Source organism: Pseudomonas sp. KU26590, assembly GCF_026153515.1.
Lineage (GTDB): Bacteria > Pseudomonadota > Gammaproteobacteria > Pseudomonadales > Pseudomonadaceae > Aquipseudomonas.
Genome location: NZ_CP110644.1, coordinates 5,401,607 through 5,421,194, shown reverse-complemented (window position 1 = coordinate 5,421,194; position 19,588 = coordinate 5,401,607). Strand labels below are relative to the sequence as shown.

At 62.4% G+C, this 19,588-nt stretch carries 15 protein-coding genes; 9 read left to right on the top strand and 6 right to left on the bottom strand.

Annotation, left to right across the window (positions count from 1 at the left end; genetic code table 11):
* Positions 1–298: 298 nt before the first annotated feature.
* The gene (locus OKW98_RS24095) at positions 299–1,405 is read left to right on the top strand and encodes an NADH:flavin oxidoreductase/NADH oxidase (protein ID WP_265386971.1); all 1,107 of its coding nucleotides are present in this window, start codon (positions 299–301) and stop codon (positions 1,403–1,405) included.
* Positions 1,406–1,627: 222 nt separating this feature from the next.
* Here OKW98_RS24095 and OKW98_RS24090 read toward each other — a convergent pair whose 3' ends face one another.
* The 4 genes from OKW98_RS24090 to ydcS all read right to left on the bottom strand — a co-directional run bounded on the left by OKW98_RS24090 (position 1,628) and on the right by ydcS (position 5,757).
* Positions 1,628–2,437, bottom strand: a complete 810-nt coding sequence (locus OKW98_RS24090; protein ID WP_265386970.1) for an ABC transporter permease — start codon at positions 2,435–2,437, stop codon at positions 1,628–1,630.
* Entirely contained in the window at positions 2,427–3,377 is a 951-nt protein-coding gene (locus tag OKW98_RS24085; RefSeq protein ID WP_265386969.1) for an ABC transporter permease, read from the bottom strand. The genes OKW98_RS24090 and OKW98_RS24085 overlap by 11 nt, the downstream gene beginning before the upstream one ends.
* A 1-nt stretch (position 3,378) precedes the next feature.
* Complete coding sequence (locus OKW98_RS24080; protein WP_265386968.1) at positions 3,379–4,416, bottom strand: ABC transporter ATP-binding protein; 1,038 nt, start codon at positions 4,414–4,416, stop codon at positions 3,379–3,381.
* Positions 4,417–4,605: 189 nt separating this feature from the next.
* Positions 4,606–5,757: a putative ABC transporter substrate-binding protein YdcS gene (ydcS, locus tag OKW98_RS24075; RefSeq protein WP_265386967.1), complete on the bottom strand. Its 1,152-nt coding sequence runs from the start codon at positions 5,755–5,757 to the stop codon at positions 4,606–4,608.
* Between the two features lie 262 nt (positions 5,758–6,019).
* Here ydcS and OKW98_RS24070 point away from each other — a divergent pair, with 262 nt between their 5' ends.
* The 8 genes from OKW98_RS24070 (at position 6,020) to OKW98_RS24035 (ending at position 15,700) form a co-directional block, all read left to right on the top strand.
* On the top strand, positions 6,020–6,790 hold the full coding sequence (locus OKW98_RS24070) for a tellurite resistance TerB family protein (RefSeq protein ID WP_265386966.1): 771 nt from the start codon (positions 6,020–6,022) through the stop codon (positions 6,788–6,790).
* A 373-nt stretch (positions 6,791–7,163) separates the two neighbouring features.
* Positions 7,164–8,726, top strand: a complete 1,563-nt coding sequence (locus OKW98_RS24065) for a methyl-accepting chemotaxis protein (RefSeq protein WP_416148537.1) — start codon at positions 7,164–7,166, stop codon at positions 8,724–8,726.
* Positions 8,727–8,735: 9 nt separating this feature from the next.
* The gene (locus tag OKW98_RS24060) at positions 8,736–9,272 is read left to right on the top strand and encodes a chemotaxis protein CheW (RefSeq protein WP_265386964.1); all 537 of its coding nucleotides are present in this window, start codon (positions 8,736–8,738) and stop codon (positions 9,270–9,272) included.
* Positions 9,269–10,630: a CheR family methyltransferase gene (locus tag OKW98_RS24055; protein ID WP_265386963.1), complete on the top strand. Its 1,362-nt coding sequence runs from the start codon at positions 9,269–9,271 to the stop codon at positions 10,628–10,630. The genes OKW98_RS24060 and OKW98_RS24055 overlap by 4 nt, the downstream gene beginning before the upstream one ends.
* Entirely contained in the window at positions 10,627–11,310 is a 684-nt protein-coding gene (locus OKW98_RS24050) for a chemotaxis protein CheW (RefSeq protein WP_265386962.1), read from the top strand. The genes OKW98_RS24055 and OKW98_RS24050 overlap by 4 nt, the downstream gene beginning before the upstream one ends.
* Complete coding sequence (locus tag OKW98_RS24045) at positions 11,307–13,643, top strand: hybrid sensor histidine kinase/response regulator (RefSeq protein ID WP_265386961.1); 2,337 nt, start codon at positions 11,307–11,309, stop codon at positions 13,641–13,643. The genes OKW98_RS24050 and OKW98_RS24045 overlap by 4 nt, the downstream gene beginning before the upstream one ends.
* Complete coding sequence (locus OKW98_RS24040; protein ID WP_265386960.1) at positions 13,640–14,650, top strand: chemotaxis response regulator protein-glutamate methylesterase; 1,011 nt, start codon at positions 13,640–13,642, stop codon at positions 14,648–14,650. The genes OKW98_RS24045 and OKW98_RS24040 overlap by 4 nt, the downstream gene beginning before the upstream one ends.
* Positions 14,651–14,695: 45 nt before the next feature.
* The gene (locus OKW98_RS24035; protein WP_265386959.1) at positions 14,696–15,700 is read left to right on the top strand and encodes a response regulator; all 1,005 of its coding nucleotides are present in this window, start codon (positions 14,696–14,698) and stop codon (positions 15,698–15,700) included.
* A gap of 28 nt (positions 15,701–15,728) precedes the next feature.
* On the opposite strand, the gene OKW98_RS24030 is transcribed toward OKW98_RS24035, so the two are convergent.
* Both OKW98_RS24030 and OKW98_RS24025 read right to left on the bottom strand, forming a co-directional pair.
* The gene (locus OKW98_RS24030) at positions 15,729–17,876 is read right to left on the bottom strand and encodes a hypothetical protein (RefSeq protein ID WP_265386958.1); all 2,148 of its coding nucleotides are present in this window, start codon (positions 17,874–17,876) and stop codon (positions 15,729–15,731) included.
* Between the two features lie 86 nt (positions 17,877–17,962).
* The gene (locus OKW98_RS24025) at positions 17,963–19,567 is read right to left on the bottom strand and encodes a hypothetical protein (protein WP_265386957.1); all 1,605 of its coding nucleotides are present in this window, start codon (positions 19,565–19,567) and stop codon (positions 17,963–17,965) included.
* Positions 19,568–19,588 lie beyond the last annotated feature (21 nt).

Below are 19,588 nucleotides of genomic sequence, written 5' to 3'. Positions count from 1 at the left end.
GCTCTGCGTCGCAGCGATGGACGCGGAGCGTCCGGGGCGGCATCCCCACGCGTTGATCCCACAGATGCACGCGATAGCAGGACCGGCTTCAGCCGGGAAGACGCCTGCGTGGGCACCCTCGATTTCGCGGTGTGACACCCGCCGCCTTCCCGGCTAAAGCCAGTCCTACAGGGGTATGCATTCCAATAGTAGGACCGGCTTCAGCCGGGGAATGACTGAACCCTCACTTCTCTCGGGTTGTCGACTAGGCTCAAGGTTCGCAACCCAAGGAACCTGTCACACGATTTGAGAGGTCCCCATGAGCCTGCTGCTTGAACCCTATACCCTTCGCCAACTGACCTTGCGCAATCGCATTGTGGTATCGCCGATGTGCCAGTACTGCTGCGCCGACGGCCTGGCCAATGACTGGCATCTGGTCCATCTGGGCAGCCGCGCGGTCGGCGGCGCCGGGCTGATTTTCACCGAAGCGGCGGCAGTCACCCAGGACGGGCGCATTACCCCGGAAGACCTCGGCATCTGGAACGACGAGCAGATTGAACCGCTGCAACGCATCACTCGGTTCATCAGCGCCCAAGGCGCGGTTGCCGGCATTCAGCTGTCCCACGCCGGACGCAAGGGCAGCACCTGGCGTCCATGGGTGAGCCAGAGCGGCGCCATCCCTGCCGACCAGGGCGGATGGGCGACCTGGGGCCCCTCGAAGATCGCTTTCGACCCGACCTACACCGTGCCTACGCCGCTGGATGAAGCCCAGATCAAGGACATCATCAAGGCCTTCGTCGATGCTGCCAAGCGGTCCTTGACCGCCGGTTTCAAAGTGGTCGAAATCCACGCTGCGCACGGTTATCTGCTGCACCAATTCCTGTCGCCGCTGAGCAACCAGCGTCAGGATCAGTACGGCGGCTCCTTCGACAACCGCATCCGCCTGACCCTCGAAATCACCAAAGCCGTGCGTGAAGTCTGGCCCGAAGATCTGCCGGTTTTCGTGCGCGTCTCGGCGACCGACTGGGTGGAAGGTGGCTGGAACGCGGATGAAACCGTCGAGCTGGGCAAGCGCTTGAAAGGGCTGGGCGTCGACCTGGTTGACGTTTCTTCTGGCGGGACTGCGGCCAAGGCCGAGATCCCGGTGGGCCCGGGTTATCAAACCGAATTCGCCGCTCGCGTGCGCCACGAGTCCGGCATTGCCACCGGGACTGTGGGCATGATCACCGAACCCACCCAGGCCGACACCATTCTGCGGACGGGTCAGGCTGACCTGATTTTCCTCGCACGTGAATTGCTGCGCGATCCGTACTGGCCGCTGCAAGCCGACGAGGCCCTCGGTGGACGCCAGGCCACGTGGCCCGCGCAGTACCAGCGTGCCACGCACCGCGACCAGCCGATTCATGAGTCGGATCTGCGCGATTGATCACGCCGCTGAATGGCTGATCTGCACTGCTCCAGCGTCTTTTGCTCTGTGATGCTGGCTCTACTGGAGAAGATCCATGTGGGAATGACCGGGGTGGCGCTCCACCTTGCTCGCGAAGACGGTATTCCAGCCGCTGAAGATTTGGCGGATGTACCGACCTCTTCGCGAGCAAGTTCGCTCCCACACTTGTCCTGCGTCGGCCTCCGGAATGAAGATAGCCGCTCACTTCCCCCCACTCCCCGCCACGCTTTCCCCGCCCCGCGTCAGGTAGTAAGCGCCGAGTATCGGCAGCAGGGTCACTATCATCACGAGCATCGCCACCACATTGGTCACCGGCACGTCGCGTGGGCGGCTGAGTTGGTTGAGCAGCCAGATGGGCAGGGTGCGTTCATGCCCGGCGGTGAAGGTGGTGACGATGATCTCGTCGAAGGACAGGGCAAACGCCAGCATGCCGCCGGCCAGCAGCGCCGAGCCCAGGTTCGGCATGATGATGTAGCGGAAGGTCTGCCAGCCATCGGCGCCGAGGTCCATCGAGGCTTCTATCAGGCTGTGGGAGGTGCGTCGCAGGCGGGCGATGACGTTGTTGTAGACGATCACCACGCAGAAGGTGGCGTGGCCGACGATGATGGTGAACATCCCCGGCTCGATCCCCAAGGTATTGAACGCCGACAACAAGGCCAGTCCGGTGATGATGCCGGGCAGGGCGATGGGCAGAATCAGCATCAGCGAAATGCCGTCCTTGCCGAAGAAGTCTCGCCGGTACAGCGCCGCCGAGGCCAGCGTGCCGAGCACCAGTGCAATCAGCGTGGCAACGCAGGCGATTTGCAGCGACAGCTTGATCGACTCCAGCACGTCAGGCCGCGCGAATGCCACGCTGATCCACTTCAGGGTGAAGCCTTTCGGCGGGAAGCTGAAAGCGGCGTCTTCGGTGTTGAAGGCGTAGACGAAGATGATCAGGATCGGAAAGTGCAGAAACATCAGCCCGCCCCAGGCGGCGATTTTCAGGCCCCACGACGCTTTTTCAGAGTGCATCGAAAGCCCCCAGACGCTTGACGATAGCCAGATAGACCGCGATCAGCACGATCGGCACCAGCGTGAATGCCGCCGCCATGGGCATGTTGCCGATGGCGCCTTGCTGGGCGTAGACCATGCTGCCGATGAAGTAGCCCGGCGGGCCGATCAGTTGCGGCACGATGAAATCCCCCAGCGTAAGCGAAAACGTGAAGATCGAGCCCGCCGCAATGCCCGGCACCGACAGCGGCAGAATCACCTGGATGAACGTCTGCCGGGGCGTGGCACCGAGGTCGGCGGAGGCATGCAGCAGTGACGGCGGCAAGCGTTCGAGGGAGGCCTGAATCGGCAGAATCATGAACGGCAGCCAGATGTAGACGAACACCATGAATCGCCCGAGGTGCGAGGTCGACAAGGTGCTGCCGCCAATGCCGGGCACGCTCAACAGCCACTGCAACACCGGCGCCAGCCCCAGATGCTGAACGAACCATTGCGCGACGCCGCCCTTGGCCAGCAGCAGCGTCCACGCGTAGGCCTTGACGATGTAACTGGCCCACATCGGCATCATCACCGCGATGTAAAAGAACGCCTTGGTTTTGCCGGTGGTGTAGCGCGCCATGTAATACGCGATGGGGAAGGCGACGACGGCGCTGGCGATCGACACCGCCACGGCCATGGTCAGGGTGCGGCGGATGACATCGACGTTGGCCGGGTTGAACAGCGCGCCGAAGTTGGCCAGGGTCAGCTCCGGCGTCACGGTCATGCTGAAGTCGTCGAAGGTATAAAAGCCTTGCCACAAAAGGCCCAGCAGCGAGCCGAGGTAAATCGCGCCGAACCACAGCAGCGGCGGGATCAGCAGCAGTGACAGGTACAGATTAGGGCGGCGATACAGCAGGTTGGAAAAGCGCCGGATGGGCGACTGCCGTTGCGTCGGCGCCGAGCCAGTCAACGTCTGACCCATCTCACTGCGCCTCGTCGGGCGCGTCATGCAGCGCAATCATGGCTTCCCGCGCCCAGCGAACGGTAACGCGTTGACCCGGCTGATGGTGCGCGCCGGTGTCCAGCCACTGATCATTGGCCCGGCTGACCGTGAGCGTCTGGCCGTTGTCCAGCCTGACCTCGTAACGGGTGGCGCTGCCCTGATATTGAATATCGTGCAGCACGCCGCTGACCTGAACCTCGTGGCTCGCCGCAGCGGCATCGGCAAAACGGATGTGCTCGGGCCGAATCGAAAACGCGCCGGGGGTGCCGCTCAACGCCTGCGCCAGCTCGCCGCGCACAACGTTGGAGGTGCCCACGAATTCCGCCACAAAGGTCGTTGCCGGTTTCATGTACAGATTGCGCGGCGTATCGACCTGCTCGATGCGGCCCTTGTTGAACACCGCGACCCGGTCCGACATCGACAGCGCTTCGGTCTGGTCGTGGGTGACGAAAATGAACGTGATGCCCAGTTGGCGCTGCAGCTTCTTCAGTTCGCTCTGCATCTGTTCGCGCAGCTTCAGGTCGAGGGCGCCGAGGGGTTCGTCGAGCAGCAGCACGCGCGGGCGATTGACCAGTGCCCGCGCCAGGGCCACACGCTGGCGCTGGCCGCCGGACAGTTGCACGGGTTTGCGCGCGCCGTAGCCCTCGAGGGCGACCATGCTCAGGGCCTCGTCGGCCCGCTTGATCCGCTCAGCCTTGCCCACGCCTTTGACTTTCAGCCCGTAGGCGACGTTGTCCTGCACGTTCATGTGTGGGAACAGCGCGTAGTCCTGGAACACTGTGTTGACGTCACGCTGGTAGGGCGGCAAACCCGCGGCTTCCTGACCATGAATGCGGATCGAGCCAGCGCTGGGTTGCTCGAAGCCTGCGATGAGGCGCAGGCAGGTGGTCTTGCCGGAGCCCGAGGGACCGAGCATGGAAAAGAACTCGCCGTCCTCGATGTCGACGGACACCCGGTCCACGGCTTTCACCTCGCCGAACAGCCGCGAAACCTGGGTGAACTGGACAGCGTGGGGCATGGTGGCTAATTCCCGAAATCTTTCTCGATGTGTGCACTGGGCAGGTTTGTATTTGTAGGAGCGCGCTTGCCCGCGATTGCGACCTGCCTGTGACGTTGATGCTGTATGACACACCGTAATCGCGGGCAAGCGCGCTCCTACAATGGATGGATTTACCTACCCAGAGAGATTCCCCGGGCCTGAATACGCTTACCTGCCACCCATGATCGCAATGTAATCCTGCGTCCAGCGGCTGTAGGGCACGTATTTGCCACCCTCGGCCTGGGGGGTTTTCCAGAAGGCGATCTTTTCAAACAGGTCAAACCCGTTGGTTTCACAGCCCTCGGCACCGAGCAGTGCGTTGCCCTTGCAGGCGTCGGGCACCACCGGCAGGGAGCCGAACCAGGCGGCGACGTCGCCCTGAACTTTCGGTTGCAGCGACCAGTTCATCCATTTGTAGGCACAGTTGGGGTGTTTGGCTTCGGCGTGCAACATCGTGGTGTCGGCCCAGCCGGTGGCGCCTTCCTGCGGGATGGTCGAGGCGACGGGCTGTTTGTCGGCGACCAGCCCGTTGACCATGTAACCCCACGAACTGGACGCTGCCACGCCTTCGTTTTTCACGTCGCTCATCTGCACCGTCGCGTCGTGCCAGTAGCGGTGAACCAGCGGCTGCTGGGCGCGGAGCAGGTCGAGCACGGCCTTGTACTGTGTTTCGGTGAGCTGGTAGGGATCGACGATGTTCAGTTCCGGCTTGGCGGTTTTCAAATACAGCGCTGCGTCGGCGATGTAGATCGGCCCGTCATAGGCCTGGACCCGGCCTTTGTTCGGTTTGCCGTCCGGCAAATCCTGCGGCTCAAACACCACGCTCCAGCTCACCGGCGGCGTCTTGAACACGTTGGTGTTGTACATCAGCACGTTCGGGCCCCACTGATAAGGCGTGCCATACGTTTTGCCCTCGACCGTGTACCAGGGGCCGTCTTTCAGGCGCGGGTCGAGGGTTTTCCAGTTCGGGATCAATGCGGTGTCGATGGGCTGCACGCGCTTGCCAGCGATCAGTCGCAACGACGCGTCCCCCGATGCGGTGACCAGATCATAGCCGCCCTTGGTCATCAGGCTGACCATCTCGTCGGAGGTTGCGGCGGTCTTGACGTTAACCTTGCAGCCGGTCTCCTGCTCGAAGCCGGTCACCCAGTCGTAGGCCTTGTCGCTTTCGCCGCGCTCGATGTACCCCGGCCACGCCACGATATCCAACTGCCCCTCGCCATCGCCCACCGCCGTGAGTGCTTCAGCGGCCTGCACCGCGCCGGTGGTAAATAGGGCGGTGATCACGGCGCTCAGAATCGCGGTCTTGTACACAGACATGGTGGGTTTGCCTCATGGTAGTTGTTTGGGCAGAGATCAATGGTGCAGAGCGTAGTGCCCAGTTCGATCCTCGACAAACTTGACGCAGCAAATACCGAGCCCATTCGTGCAGGCTGATGCGGTTGAGTGAAACCCCATCGTCATCCGGCCTCAGGACACCCAAACGCCGCAACATTCAGAAGCAAACCTGCCCAACGGCTGCTGGTGCCTTCGCCTTAACCTGCGGGTCGAATCGTCTGTCCCCATTTCTGAAGGTGAAGTCATGAACACGCGCGGCTTACTCGATCAACTGTTGAAATCCGGCCAGGACCTGCTGCAAAACAAGGCCGGCGCTCACGACAAGAGCGGCAAAAGCGTGCAAAACGGGCAGGGCGGTCTTGGCGATCTGCTCGGCAAGGTCAGTGGCGGTAAGTTGGGCAGTGGCCTGGGCGGGAATTTGGGCGGCAGCCTTGGCGGGCTGCTTTCCGGTGCCGGCGGCGGTGCGTTGGCGGCGGGCGCGATGGGCCTGCTGATGGGCAACAAAGGCGCACGCAAAATGGGCGGCAAAGCGCTGACCTACGGCGGGCTCGCAGCGTTGGGCGTGCTGGCGTACAAGGCCTATGGCAACTGGCAGGCGAGTCAGGGTGTGGCGCAACCGGTTGAGCCGCAAACCGTGGACCGCGTGCCACCGACCCAGGTCGAACAGCACAGCGAGGCCATCCTGCGGGCGCTGGTGGCGGCGGCCAAGGCCGATGGCCACGTCGACGCGCGTGAACGCGAACTCATCGAAGGCGAGTTCACCCGCATCACCGGCGACAACGAACTGCAGCAATGGCTGCACGCCGAACTGAACAAGCCGCTGGACCCTGTCGATGTCGCCCGCGCGGCGCAGACCCCGGAAATCGCCGCCGAGATGTACCTGGCCAGCGTGATGATGGTCGACGAAGAACACTTCATGGAGCGCGCTTACCTGGACGAACTCGCCAAGCAGCTGAAGCTCGATCCGGCCCTCAAGACCGAGCTTGAGCATCAGGCTCGTCAGGCGCAGCCGTAAACCGTCAGTCTGCCCAGTGACCCGTAACAGACACAACTTCCGACCCCCACAAACCTGCCGGGTCAGCCCCGATAATCATTGGGGCCTGACCCGCATCCCTCTCCCGCGCTTTAAAAGCACCATCAAGCAACGCCATATCAAGCCGATAGCATGTAAGACAGTTCCAATTTGGCTGTGTGTTATGGCGTTTTCCTCGTGGGAAACAGCCCGATTATTGAGAATGCACTGGGCTATACTCCCGCTCGCTTTGGACCGTCCGTCGGTCCGCTTCTTGAACCCGGTCATGCCGGCGTTGAACCCTTGAGGGCTGACTGTGAAGAACTGGACGTTGCGTCAACGGATTTTGGCGAGCTTCGCTGTCATCATCGCCATCATGTTGTTGATGGTGGTCGCGGCGTTCAATCGCCTGTTGGTGATCGAGAGCAGCGGCGATGCGGTACGACTGGACGCGCTCCCCGGCGTGTTTTACAGCAGCACCGTGCGCGGCGCCTGGGTTGAAAGCTATGTAGAGACTCAGCGTTTACTCAGTGAAGGCGCCGGTCGCAACCTTACCAGCGCCGAAAAAGACCAGTACAAAAGCTTCGAAGACCGCCTGCAGGCGCAGATCGTCAATTACCAGAAAAGCATCTTCGACGAATCGGATCGCAACGACTTCGCCCAGTTTCTGCAATTGCGCGAACGCTACCAGCTACTGCTCAACGGTGTGCTCGCGGCTTACCAGGGCGACAACTACGCGCTGGCCCAACAGATGTTCGCCGAGCAATTCACGCCCGCGTGGTTTGAGGGTCGCAAACAGCTCAACGCACTCGGCGCCAAAAACAAGGTGGTCGCCGACAAGGCGTCCGACGCCATTCAGGCCGCTGTTTCCAGCGCCAAAATCACCCTTGGCATCTCGCTGATCATCGCCCTGCTGGCGGCGGCTGCGTGCGGCCTGTTGCTGATGCGCGCGATTCTGGCGCCGATGAACCGCATCGTGCAGATACTCGACACCATGCGCACGGGTGACCTGAGCACGCGGCTGGCGCTGGACCGCAACGATGAGTTCGGATCGGTGCAGACCGGCTTCAACGACATGGTCGCCGAGCTTGCCGCATTGGTGTCCCAGGCCCAGCGCTCGTCGATTCAGGTGACCACGTCGGTGACCGAGATTGCCGCCACCTCCAAGCAGCAACAGGCAACGGCCACCGAGACCGCTGCGACGACAACCGAAATCGGCGCTACCTCGCGGGAAATCGCCGCGACGTCCCGGGATCTGGTACGCACCATGACGGAAGTGACTTCGGCGGCCGATCAGGCTTCGGTCCTGGCAGGCTCAGGTCAGCAAGGCCTGGCGCGCATGGAAGAAACCATGCACTCGGTGATGGGCGCGGCCGATCTGGTCAACTCCAAGCTGGCGATCCTCAATGAGAAGGCCGGCAACATCAATCAGGTCGTGGTGACCATCGTCAAAGTCGCCGACCAGACCAACCTGCTGTCGCTCAACGCCGCCATCGAAGCCGAAAAAGCCGGCGAATACGGCCGAGGCTTTGCCGTCGTCGCGACCGAGGTCCGGCGTCTGGCCGACCAGACCGCGGTGGCCACCTATGACATCGAGCAGATGGTTCGCGAGATCCAGTCGGCGGTGTCGGCGGGCGTCATGGGCATGGACAAATTCTCCGAAGAAGTGCGTCGCGGCATGTACGAAGTGACCCAGGTCGGTGAGCAGCTTTCGCAGATCATCCATCAGGTGCAGGCCCTGGCGCCGCGTGTCTTGATGGTCAATGAGGGCATGCAGGCCCAGGCCACAGGCGCCGAACAGATCAACCAGGCGCTGGTGCAACTGGGTGATGCCAGCAGCCAGACTGTCGAATCCCTGCGTCAGGCCAGCTTCGCCATCGACGAGCTGAGCCAGGTGGCGGTGGGGCTGCGTAGCGGCGTTTCGCGTTTCAAGGTCTGAGTCAGGCCCATGATCGAGCATTCAGCCAAGCGCAGCGCTGCGGTGTTGCCCAAGAACAAGCTGTTTCTGCTGTTCCGCATCGGCGCGGAACGCTATGCGCTGCAAGCGACAGAAGTCGCCGAAGTGCTGCCACGGCTGGTGCTCAAGCCCATTGCACAAGCGCCGCACTGGGTCGCCGGGGTGTTCGCCCACCGGGGCGCGATCGTGCCGGTCATCGACCTGAGCGCGCTGACCTTCGGCCATCCCGCTCAGGTGCGCACCAGCACACGGCTGGTGCTGGTTCATTACCGCCTCGGCGGCGATCGTCCCGCCCGGGAGCTGGGCTTGATCCTCGAACAGGCGACCGACACGCTGCGCTGCTCGCCCCATGAATTCAAAGCCTACGGCCTGGACAACGCACAGGCGCCGTATCTGGGCCCGGTGCGCGAGGACGAGCACGGTCTGCTGCAATGGATACGCGTGGAGGACTTGCTCAGTGACGCGGTGCGCGAACTGTTGTTTCCCGAGCAGCCCATGAGCCTTGATGCCTTCGAGGCGGCGCCATGAGCAGCGACGCGCGTTTCTTCGCCTTTCTCAAAGACCGCATCGGCCTGGACGTCGCGTCGGTGGGCGAGGCGATCATCGAGCGCGCCGTACGTCAGCGCTGCACGCTGTCCAAGGCGCGGGACCACGATGACTACTGGCAGACGCTGCTTGTCTCGGCGGACGAGCAACAGGCGCTGATCGAAGCAGTGATCGTCCCCGAAACCTGGTTTTTCCGTTATCCGGAATCTTTCGTCACCCTCGGCAAGCTGGCCAATGCCCGGTTGGCGCAGCTCAACGGCGTTCGTCCGCTGCGCATTCTCAGCCTGCCGTGCTCCACCGGCGAGGAGCCTTACTCCATCGCCATGGCGCTGTTCGACGCCGGTCTGCGAGGCCCGCAGTTCAGCGTCGAAGCCGTGGACATCAGCCCGCTTTCAATTCAGCGCGCGCGCCAGGGTGTGTATGGCAAAAACTCTTTTCGCGGCGATCAACTGGGTTACCGGGAACGTTTTTTCAGCCCGGCTGAAGAGGGCTATCGTCTTGAAGAGCGAGTGCGGTCTCAGGTGCGTTTCCAGTCCGGCAACCTGCTCGATCCCACCATGGCGGTCGCGCAGTCGGCCTATGATTTCGTGTTCTGCCGCAACCTGCTGATCTACTTTGACGTCGACACCCAGCGTCAGGGTTTTGATGCACTCAAGCGCATGACTCGCGACGATGGCGTGCTGTTCATCGGCCCTGCCGAGGGCAGCCTGCTCGGGCGCATGGGCATGGTGTCGATCGGCATTGCCCAATCTTTTGCCTTTCGTCGGCATGACGAAGCCGTTCCCGAACCCCACGGCGTCTTGACTGCCCCAGCCATGCAGCCGTCGCGAAGCGACTCGTCGCCCGCTTATTCAACGACTGCTCACTCAACAACGACTCTGTCGCGCAGCAGCCATAAGCCGCAGCCCTTTGCGCCGAGGTTGTTGGGTGATTCTGCGCTGACTGAAGAACGCAGGGCAGCGCTCAGACCCGACATCAAGGCATTGCCGGCGCCGGGCGCTGGCAATGGCAATGGCGAAGCTGCCGAGTTATTGCGCAGCATCGCGGTCCTTGCCAACGAAGGCCGCAGTGCCGAGGCGAAGGTTGCGTGCGAGCAGTACCTCAAGCGCTTCGAGCCCGTGGCCCCGGTGTTTTACTGGCTGGGCCTGCTCAGCGAGGTAGCGGGGCAGGCGAGCGCGGCACAAGGGTTCTATCGCAAGGCGTTGTATCTGCAACCGCAGCATCCGGAAACTCTGGCGCAACTGGCCGCGCTGCTTGCCGCCCAGGGCGACAGCGCAGGGGCCCGGCGGCTGCAGGAGCGCGCGGCACGGGGTGTCACTAAAGAAGGACGCAGTGGATGAGTCGCGTACACACAGAGCTGGTCAGCGACGACGCCGAGGCGATCGACGACTGCTGGAACCGCATCGGCATCCATGGCGACCGGTCCTGCCCGCTGCTTGCCGATCATATTCATTGCCGCAACTGCTCGGTGTACTCGGCGGCGGCAACGCGCTTGCTCGACCGTTACTCGCTGGCGCAGGAGCAGCGCGTGTCGATGCACAGCGATGCGCTGGCCGTCGACGTCGAAACCCGCTCGACCGTGGTGTTTCGGCTGGGCGAAGAATGGCTCTGCCTGCCCACCCGTTGTCTGGTGGAAGTGTCGCCGGTGCAAGCCATTCACTCGCTTCCGCACCAGCGTTCCCGCGCCTTGCTGGGCGTTGCCAATGTGCGCGGTGCCCTGGTGGCCTGCCTGTCGTTCGTTGAACTGCTCGGGCTGGACCCTTCAGTCGCGCCGGTCGGTGATGCCCGAACATTGCCGCGCATGCTGATCGTTTCGGCAGACGGCGGTCCGGTGGTGGTGCCGGTGGACGAGGTTGACGGCATTCATGCCATCGAGGCCCGACTGCTGGATACCGCCTCGGCCTCGGCGCAGAACAGCAACGCCCGCTTCACCCGAGGCGTCGTGCAATGGAAAAACCGCAGCCTGCGCCTGCTCGATGAAGACCAACTCTTGTCGGCTGTGAACCGGAGCCTGACATGACGCCCGATCAAATGCGCGACGCGTCGCTGTTCGAACTCTTCACCCTGGAGGCGGAAGCGCAGACCCAAGTGTTGAGCGCGGGCCTGCTGGCCCTTGAGCGCAACCCGACCCAGGCCGATCAGCTGGAAGCGTGCATGCGCGCGGCCCATTCGCTGAAAGGCGCGGCGCGGATTGTCGGGGTCAACGCGGGTGTCAGCGTTTCCCACGTCATGGAAGATTGCCTGGTCAGCGCCCAGGAAGGGCGACTTTACCTGCTGCCCGAACACATCGACGCCCTGCTGATGGGCACCGATTTGCTGATGCGCATCGCCACGCCCGGCGCCAACGTGCCGCAGGCGGATGTGGACGGCTATGTGGCGCTGATGAACAACATGGTCAGCGACGATCCGGCCTTGAAAGCCATGCTGGTGCCCACCGCATTGCCTTCCCTGGAAGACATCCTGCTCGCCAACGCGCAGTCGCTGGTCACCTCGCTTCAGTCTGCGCAGGATTCGGCGGCCGAAGAGCTGGCAGCTTCCATTGTCGAAGCCGTTCCGGATCCTGCGCTCAAAGCGGATGGCCCCGGCGAGCGCCGCGTGGCCGAGACCGGTGAACGGGTCCTGCGCGTCACCGCCGAACGCTTGAACAACCTGCTGGACCTGTCCAGCAAGTCGCTGGTCGAGACCCAACGGTTGAAGCCTTATCTGGCCGCGATGCAGCGGGTCAAACGCTCGCAGACCGGCGCAACCCGAGCGCTGGACAGTCTCGAAGCCTTGCTCGGCGCCAACGCCGATCCCGACGCGCAAAAGACGCTGGACGAAGCGCGGCGTCTGCTCGGTGAGGCGCAGCACTTGCTGATTCAACAGACGGCCGACCTCGACGAGTTCGGCTGGCAGGCCTCGCAACGCGCGCAACTGCTCTACGACACCGCGCTGGCCTGCCGCATGCGTCCGTTTGCCGATGTGCTGGCGGGGCAAGCGCGCATGGTCCGTGATCTGGGCCGCTCGCTGGGCAAGCAGGTGCGCCTGGAAATCGACGGCGAGAAAACCCAGGTCGATCGCGATGTGCTGGAAAAACTCGAAGCGCCGCTGACCCATTTACTGCGCAACGCCGTCGACCACGGCATTGAGCTGCCGGCACAGCGCATCGCTTGCGGCAAGCCGGCCGAGGGGCTGATTCAGCTGAAGGCCTCGCACCAGGCCGGGCTGCTGGTGGTCGAGCTGATCGACGACGGCGCCGGCGTTGACCTCGAACGCCTGCGCCTGAACATCATCGAGCGCAAGCTCTCGCCCGCTGAAACCGCTGCGCAGTTGAGCGAAGAGGAGCTGCTGAGCTTCCTGTTTCTGCCCGGTTTCAGCATGCGCGACACGGTCACCGAAGTGTCCGGTCGAGGCGTCGGCCTGGACGCGGTCCAGCACATGGTTCGGCAGCTGCGTGGCGGCGTCGAACTGGACCAGCGCGCCGGGCAGGGCAGCCGCTTCCATCTGGAAGTGCCGCTGACGTTGTCGGTGGTGCGCAGTCTCGTGGTGGAAGTCGGCGGCGAAGCGTACGCCTTTCCGCTGGCGCACATCGAGCGCATGCGTGACGTGCGTGCCGACGAAATCGTACAACTGGAAGGACGTCAGCATTTCTGGCATGAAGAGCGGCATGTCGGGCTGGTCGCCGCCACACAGCTGCTAAACCGTCCGGCCAGCCAGCACAGTGAAGACGTCCTCAAAGTGGTGGTGATTCGCGAGCGCGATGCGGTGTATGGCGTCGCCGTGGAACGCTTCATCGGCGAACGCACGCTGGTGGTTCTGCCGCTGGATCCGCGCCTGGGCAAGGTTCAGGACATCTCTGCGGGCGCCTTGCTCGACGATGGCTCGGCGGTGCTGATCATCGACGTCGAAGACATGCTGCGTTCGGTGGAGAAACTGCTCAATACCGGACGCCTGGCGCGCATTGACCGGCGCAGCCAGCAGGCGGACACCCGAGCTCGCAAGCGCGTGCTGGTGGTCGATGATTCGCTGACGGTCCGCGAGCTGGAGCGCAAGTTGCTGGCCAGCCGTGGTTACGAAGTCGCGGTGGCCGTGGATGGCATGGACGGCTGGAACGCGTTGCGCGGTGAGGATTTCGACTTGCTCATCACCGACATTGACATGCCGCGCATGGACGGCATCGAGCTGGTGACGCTGGTGCGTCGCGACAGCCGCCTGCAATCGCTGCCGGTGATGGTGGTGTCGTACAAGGACCGTGAAGAAGACCGCCGTCGCGGCCTGGATGCCGGCGCCGATTACTATCTGGCCAAGGCCAGTTTCCATGACGACGCGCTGCTTGATGCCGTCGTTGAGTTGATAGGAGATGCGCAGGGATGAAGATTGCCATCGTCAACGACATGCCCATGGCGGTGGAGGCGCTGCGCCGTGCGCTGGCCTTTGAGCCGGCGCACCAGATTGCCTGGGTGGCCAGCAATGGCGCCGAGGCGGTGGAGCGCTGCGCGCAGCTGACGCCCGACCTGATCTTGATGGACCTGATCATGCCGGTGATGGACGGCGTGGAGGCCACTCGACGTATCATGGCGGCGACGCCGTGCGCCATCGTCATCGTCACCGTGGATCGCGAGCAGAATGTGAATCGGGTGTTCGAAGCCATGGGCCATGGCGCGCTGGACGTGGTCGACACGCCCGCGCTGGGGGCCGGCAATCCCAAGGATGCAGCCGCGCCTTTGTTGCGCAAGATACTTAATATAGGCTGGCTCATTGGCGAGCGGGACACGCGGGTCCGCGCCGCGCCGCCACCGGTGCGGGAGTCGGCCCAGCGTCAGCGGTTGATCGCGATCGGCTCATCGGCCGGCGGACCCGCGGCGCTGGAAATACTGCTCAAGGCGCTGCCGACGGATTTCCCGGCCGCCATCGTGCTGGTGCAGCACGTGGATCAGGTGTTCGCCGAAGGGATGGCGCAATGGCTGAGCAGCTCTTCGGGGCTTCAGGTCAGGCTGGCGCGCAATGGCGAGCCGCCGCAAGTGGGCACGGTGCTGCTGGCAGGCACCAACCACCACATTCGTTTGCTCAGGAACGGCACACTGGCGTACACCGCAGAGCCGGTTAACGAAATTTACAGGCCCTCCATCGACGTGTTTTTCGAAAGTGTGGCCAGCTATTGGAATGGTGACGCAGTGGGTGTTTTGTTGACCGGCATGGGCCGTGATGGTGCGCAGGGACTCAAGCTGATGCGTCAGAGGGGCTTTCTCACCATTGCCCAGAATCAGGAAAGCTGTGCGGTATACGGCATGCCCAAAGCGGCTGCGGCGATTGACGCCGCCATGGAGATTCGCTCACTGGACTCGATCGCACCTCGCTTGAAGGAGGTATTCACCCAATGAATTTCCAGGTGATTTCACAGCCCGCCTGTGACCAGGAGCCCACGCATGCATGATTTGCAACTGGACGATCTGAACGCCACGGATGAAAACGCGGCCATGGTGTTGCTCGTCGATGATCAGGCCATGATCGGCGAGGCCGTCCGACGCGGGCTGGCGCACGAAGACAACATCGACTTCCATTTCTGCGCTGATCCGCATCAGGCGGTTGCGCAAGCGATTCTGATCAAGCCCACAGTGATCCTTCAGGATTTGGTCATGCCCGGCCTTGACGGCCTGACCCTGGTGCGTGAGTACCGCAACAATCCGAAGACCCGTGACATACCGATCATCGTGCTTTCGACCAAGGAAGACCCGCTGATCAAAAGCGCCGCCTTTGCCGCTGGCGCCAATGATTACCTGGTCAAACTGCCGGACAACATCGAACTGGTCGCGCGCATTCGCTACCACTCGCGCTCGTACATGACGCTGTTGCAGCGCGACGAAGCCTATCGTGCCCTGCGCGTCAGTCAGCAACAGCTGCTCGACACCAACCTGGTGCTGCAACGCCTGATGAACTCCGACGGCCTGACCGGCCTTTCCAACCGCCGCCACTTCGATGAATACCTGGAACTGGAATGGCGCCGCTCAACCAGAGAGCAGACCCAGATTTCGCTGTTGATGATCGACGTGGATTACTTCAAGGCCTACAACGATGCCTTCGGGCATCTCGAAGGTGACGAGGCGTTGCGTCAGGTCGCCAAAGCCATCCGCGCCAACTCCAGCCGTCCATCCGACCTGCCGGCGCGTTACGGCGGCGAAGAGTTTGCGCTGGTACTGCCCAACACCTCACCGGGCGGCGCCCGCCTGCTGGCGGAAAAACTGCGCCAGACCATCGCCAGCATGAACATCCCCCACGTCGCCCCCAGCCAAGGCTCGAGCCTGACGGTCAGCATTGGTCTGGCCACTGTGGTGCCGCAAGTGGGCAGCCACAGCCGCCAGCTGATTCAGAGTGCGGATCAGGGGTTGTATGCGGCCAAACACAATGGCCGCAATCAGGTGGCGGTGGGGTAGGGCCGGAGGGGTGTCCGGCCCTGTTGTTTCAGGGCTGTATTGCCTGATCTGCAGTGCTGTAGCTGAAGGGCGCAGTACCTGCGGCCATTTTCGCCGCATCCAGCTTGATGACGGGCAGCCATTGTCCGCCAGTTCTGGACGCGTATTTCTGTTGGTAAACCCTGGCCTCAGGCAAGCCGGTAGGATTCTGGTAATAGAACGCCTGCAAGGGCAGTCTGGATGGAGTTCCAGCCGCCCAGACCTTGATCAGCAACTCGTTCCAGGTGCTGAATACTTCATTTCGTATGGGTTGCTGGCGTGCTTGCATGAGAACCGAAAAATCGGTGACTTTTTGAGCGCTCAGGGAGCACTGTTGGACTCGATGGGTTAACCGACTGGTGTATGGAAGCCACGTTGCAAGCGTGTTGGCGCCTACACCCGCACAGGTGCTTGGGTCCGCTACGTTGACAGAGGCTTTGTTTGCGGCCTCCATGAGATCAAGGTTTTCACGCAGTAGACTGCCCAGTTCGGGCTCTGAGCCAAGAATGGCTGCAAGCGCGGGATCTTGCTGCGAAAGCGCATTTGCGTCCCTGCCGTTGGCAAGTTGGTCCACGAGCTGCTCATCCTGTTTCAATAGGTCAAACAGTTTTGGGTGCTCTGTGGCGATCTTCAGCAGTCTGCCAGCCACTTCGCCAGCACGCCCGGTTTTCGGCGCGAACCCGCATCCATAAGCCAGCCTCCCGAGATCAGTTGCTCCGTCGTGGGGGAATCCGCACAGATACTCTTGCGCCTTCCCCTGCCTGATCGCCTCATTTTGAGAGAGCAGTACATAGCCGCTGTTCTGCCACAGGTAGGTCACCTTCGAGTCTTTGCGAATGTGCGAGACAGACACCGAGCCTTTTTTGAGCTGGGTTGGGCTCGGGTCCCAGGGATCAAAGTTGCCGTTGGCTGTGCCGCGGGTGGTGACGCCACTGCAATAATAGGATGGGGTGTTGTTATCGCAGGCCGCCCTCGTATCGTTGTAACGAGCATTGAGATCGGCCGCTACTTCCTCACCCCGTGGGCGAGTGTCGATGACTTTCAATGCCAGCGAGGGCGAGACGGCAAGTTGACCGTCCCCGATACCGACGCTGGCGGTCAGTTGGACGGTCTTGTCTTTCTCAAGCTTGACTTTGTCGTACGGGATGGTGAATTCCAGCGGACGAGGTGTCGCACCGATGACAGGGTGCGGTGTGTCGTAGACGGGGTTCCCTGCCCAGCGTATGCCGACCGTGTGGCCCGCCGCGATGCCGTTGTAGGTATAAGTCACTTTCAACGGTTGACCCGCCAGGTTTTTCAGGTCGAGCTGATCCCCATTGGCCGAAGGCACAACTGGGGCGGCGTCCACTGTTTGAAGTTTGATGTGCAGCGTTGTGGTGTCGGATGGCTGAGAGGGCTGCCCGTCAACCGTGACCTCGTAGCTAACGGTGACAGGCGTGCCGAGGCTGGCGAGCACCGTCGCATGGGGGATGGTGAATTCGAGCGGGTTGCCGTCCGGCACATTTCGCGGTGCTGTTTCATAGGCTGTCGCGCCTCGCCACAGTACCCTCGCGATCTGCCCGGCCGCCATGACAGGCGGGTAGTAGACGCTGACCGTCAGATCACCGGTGAGTGCGCCGATATCGACTTGATTGCCGGGCGCCCCCCCCACCGTTGGCGGAGGGTACTGTCCCACCGGGGTGCTATTGATGACTTTGATCGTCTGCGGTTCGGAAATGACCAGGCGGTCACTGCCTACCCCGACGCTTGCCGTCAGCGTTACGGTCTGCCCCAGATCATTCATGACGCTGGCATTGGGGATTTTGAAAATCACGCTTTTCGCGTCGTCTTTGACGGTTTGCACAGGCGTGCGGTACTGCTGAATGCCGCTCGTCCAGTACAACCCGGCAGTGTGACCGTTTGCGATTTCGGGGTATTTCAATTCAACGGTAACGTCGGCGCTGTTCAGAAGGCGTACATCGAGTTCGCCGTTCGCCGCCTCCTGGACCTGCGGTGGCGGCGGTTTGGCGATCGCGGTAGGACTGACGCTGAAAGAGGCCGGTGAGGCCGGTGTTTCGCACTGGCAAGCGCAGTCACATTGTCGGGTGTCCGCCAGGGCACCCGTTGTGATGTCCAGCGCTATAAACGTCGTCGCGATGAGCGCAGAGAAGCGTTTCATAAGACCTCCATGTCGGTCTGTGTGAAGCAACTGATGTTCCCTTTGTTTTTCGATGCCGAAACAAGGGGGCAGGCGTCCTGTCGGCATCAGGGCTGGATTGATTGATCCGTTGGGCTGTAGCTGAACGGCGCATCACTCAGGCGGGCCAGATCCAGCCTGATGATGGGCAGCCAACCGCCGCCGGTACGCGTGGCGTACTTCTGCTGATACGCCCTGGCTTCAGCCAGTCCGCTGCTGTTCTTGTAGAAAAAGGCTTCCAGAGGCAACGCGTTCGGGGTGTTCTGATCCCAGGCTTTGACGAGGACTTCGTTCCAGGCATCCGGCATGTTGTCAGGCCGGTTGCTACGCACTTTGATGCTGGTCATGAACTGTTCCGGGTCCTGAGCGCTCAGGGAGCATTGGTCCTGCTGCTTTGCCAGCGTGCGGGTGAAGGCGTACCAGCCAGGGCCGGTGACTGCGTCCACCTGGCTGCAGGTGCTGGGGTCAGGTGCCAGCGCCGCTCTGGGCTGAAAACCACAACCGGCGTCCGGCCGGTCGGGCTGGGCAGTCCATGCGTCATAGGCGTAGACGCACAGGTAATCCAGCCCTTTGTCCTTGCCCAGGGCCTCCTGTTGGCTGAGCACGGTGTAGCCGCTGTTGCGGTACACATCACTGATATGGGCGTCCTTGCGCAGGTAGGAAAATGACACCCCGCCCAGCGCCAAAGCAGCGGTGCTGGGGTTCCACGGATCGAAATTGCCATTCTGCGTACCCCGCAGCACGACGCCGCTGCAATAGTAGGCAGGCATGCCGTTGTCGCATTTCTCGCGCGTGTCGGCGTACCGGTCATTCAGCCGTGCCGCGACATTTACGCCGACGGGCAGTGGCAGCGCGGGAGGCGGGAAGTTGGCGACCTCCAGTTGCAGGGGCAGCGGCGCCGAGGTCTGCACAGGCACCCCGGCGATCTCGACCGTGTAAACGATGTTTACCGATTTGCCCTGATCCCTGGCGAGCACTTCGCGGGGGACGTTGAAGGTGAGCGGCGCATTACTGGCAGTGGTCTGCGGGGCCGTCTTGTACGCAACCGTGCCCTCCACGCCGAGCGTCACCTTGTGTGCCGCTGACTGGCTAGGGTAGGTGACCTGAAAAGGCACCTGCAGCGGTGCTTTGCCGATATCCAGCCTGCCGTCCACGGGCAGCGCTGATTGCGGGGCCGATAACGGGTCCAGCGTGACGTTCACGATAAACGGAGCGGATGTCTGCACTGGCGCGCCAGGGACTTCAACGGTGTAGCTGATGCTGATTGTCTTGCCAAAGTTAGGCGCGATCGTCGCCTTGGGAATGGTGAAGGTCAGAGGCCGCGCAGTGGCCGTCGTCTGTATTGCAGTTGCATACTCGGTCACGCCCGACAGGCGAAGAATGACCTTGTGCCCGGGCCCGAAACTTGGATAGTCGACAATGAACGGTACCGCTGCCGGCGCGCTGCCGATGTCGAGATTGCCGTCGATGGCAGCAGGTGACTGTGCGGCAGCGAGGGAATTGATGGCCGTCGGCGCTGCTGGCACGGGCCCGGCCTCCGTGTCGTTTGCCTCGACAGACAACGCCCGGGAATTACCCAGGTCATCAACCGTTGCCGGCATCTCTGAGCCGATGCACGTCAAGGCCAGGGCCAGATTCATCAAGATCGAAAGCCCGATAGCAACGGTTTTCATGGTGACCTCCTGTCACGGTTG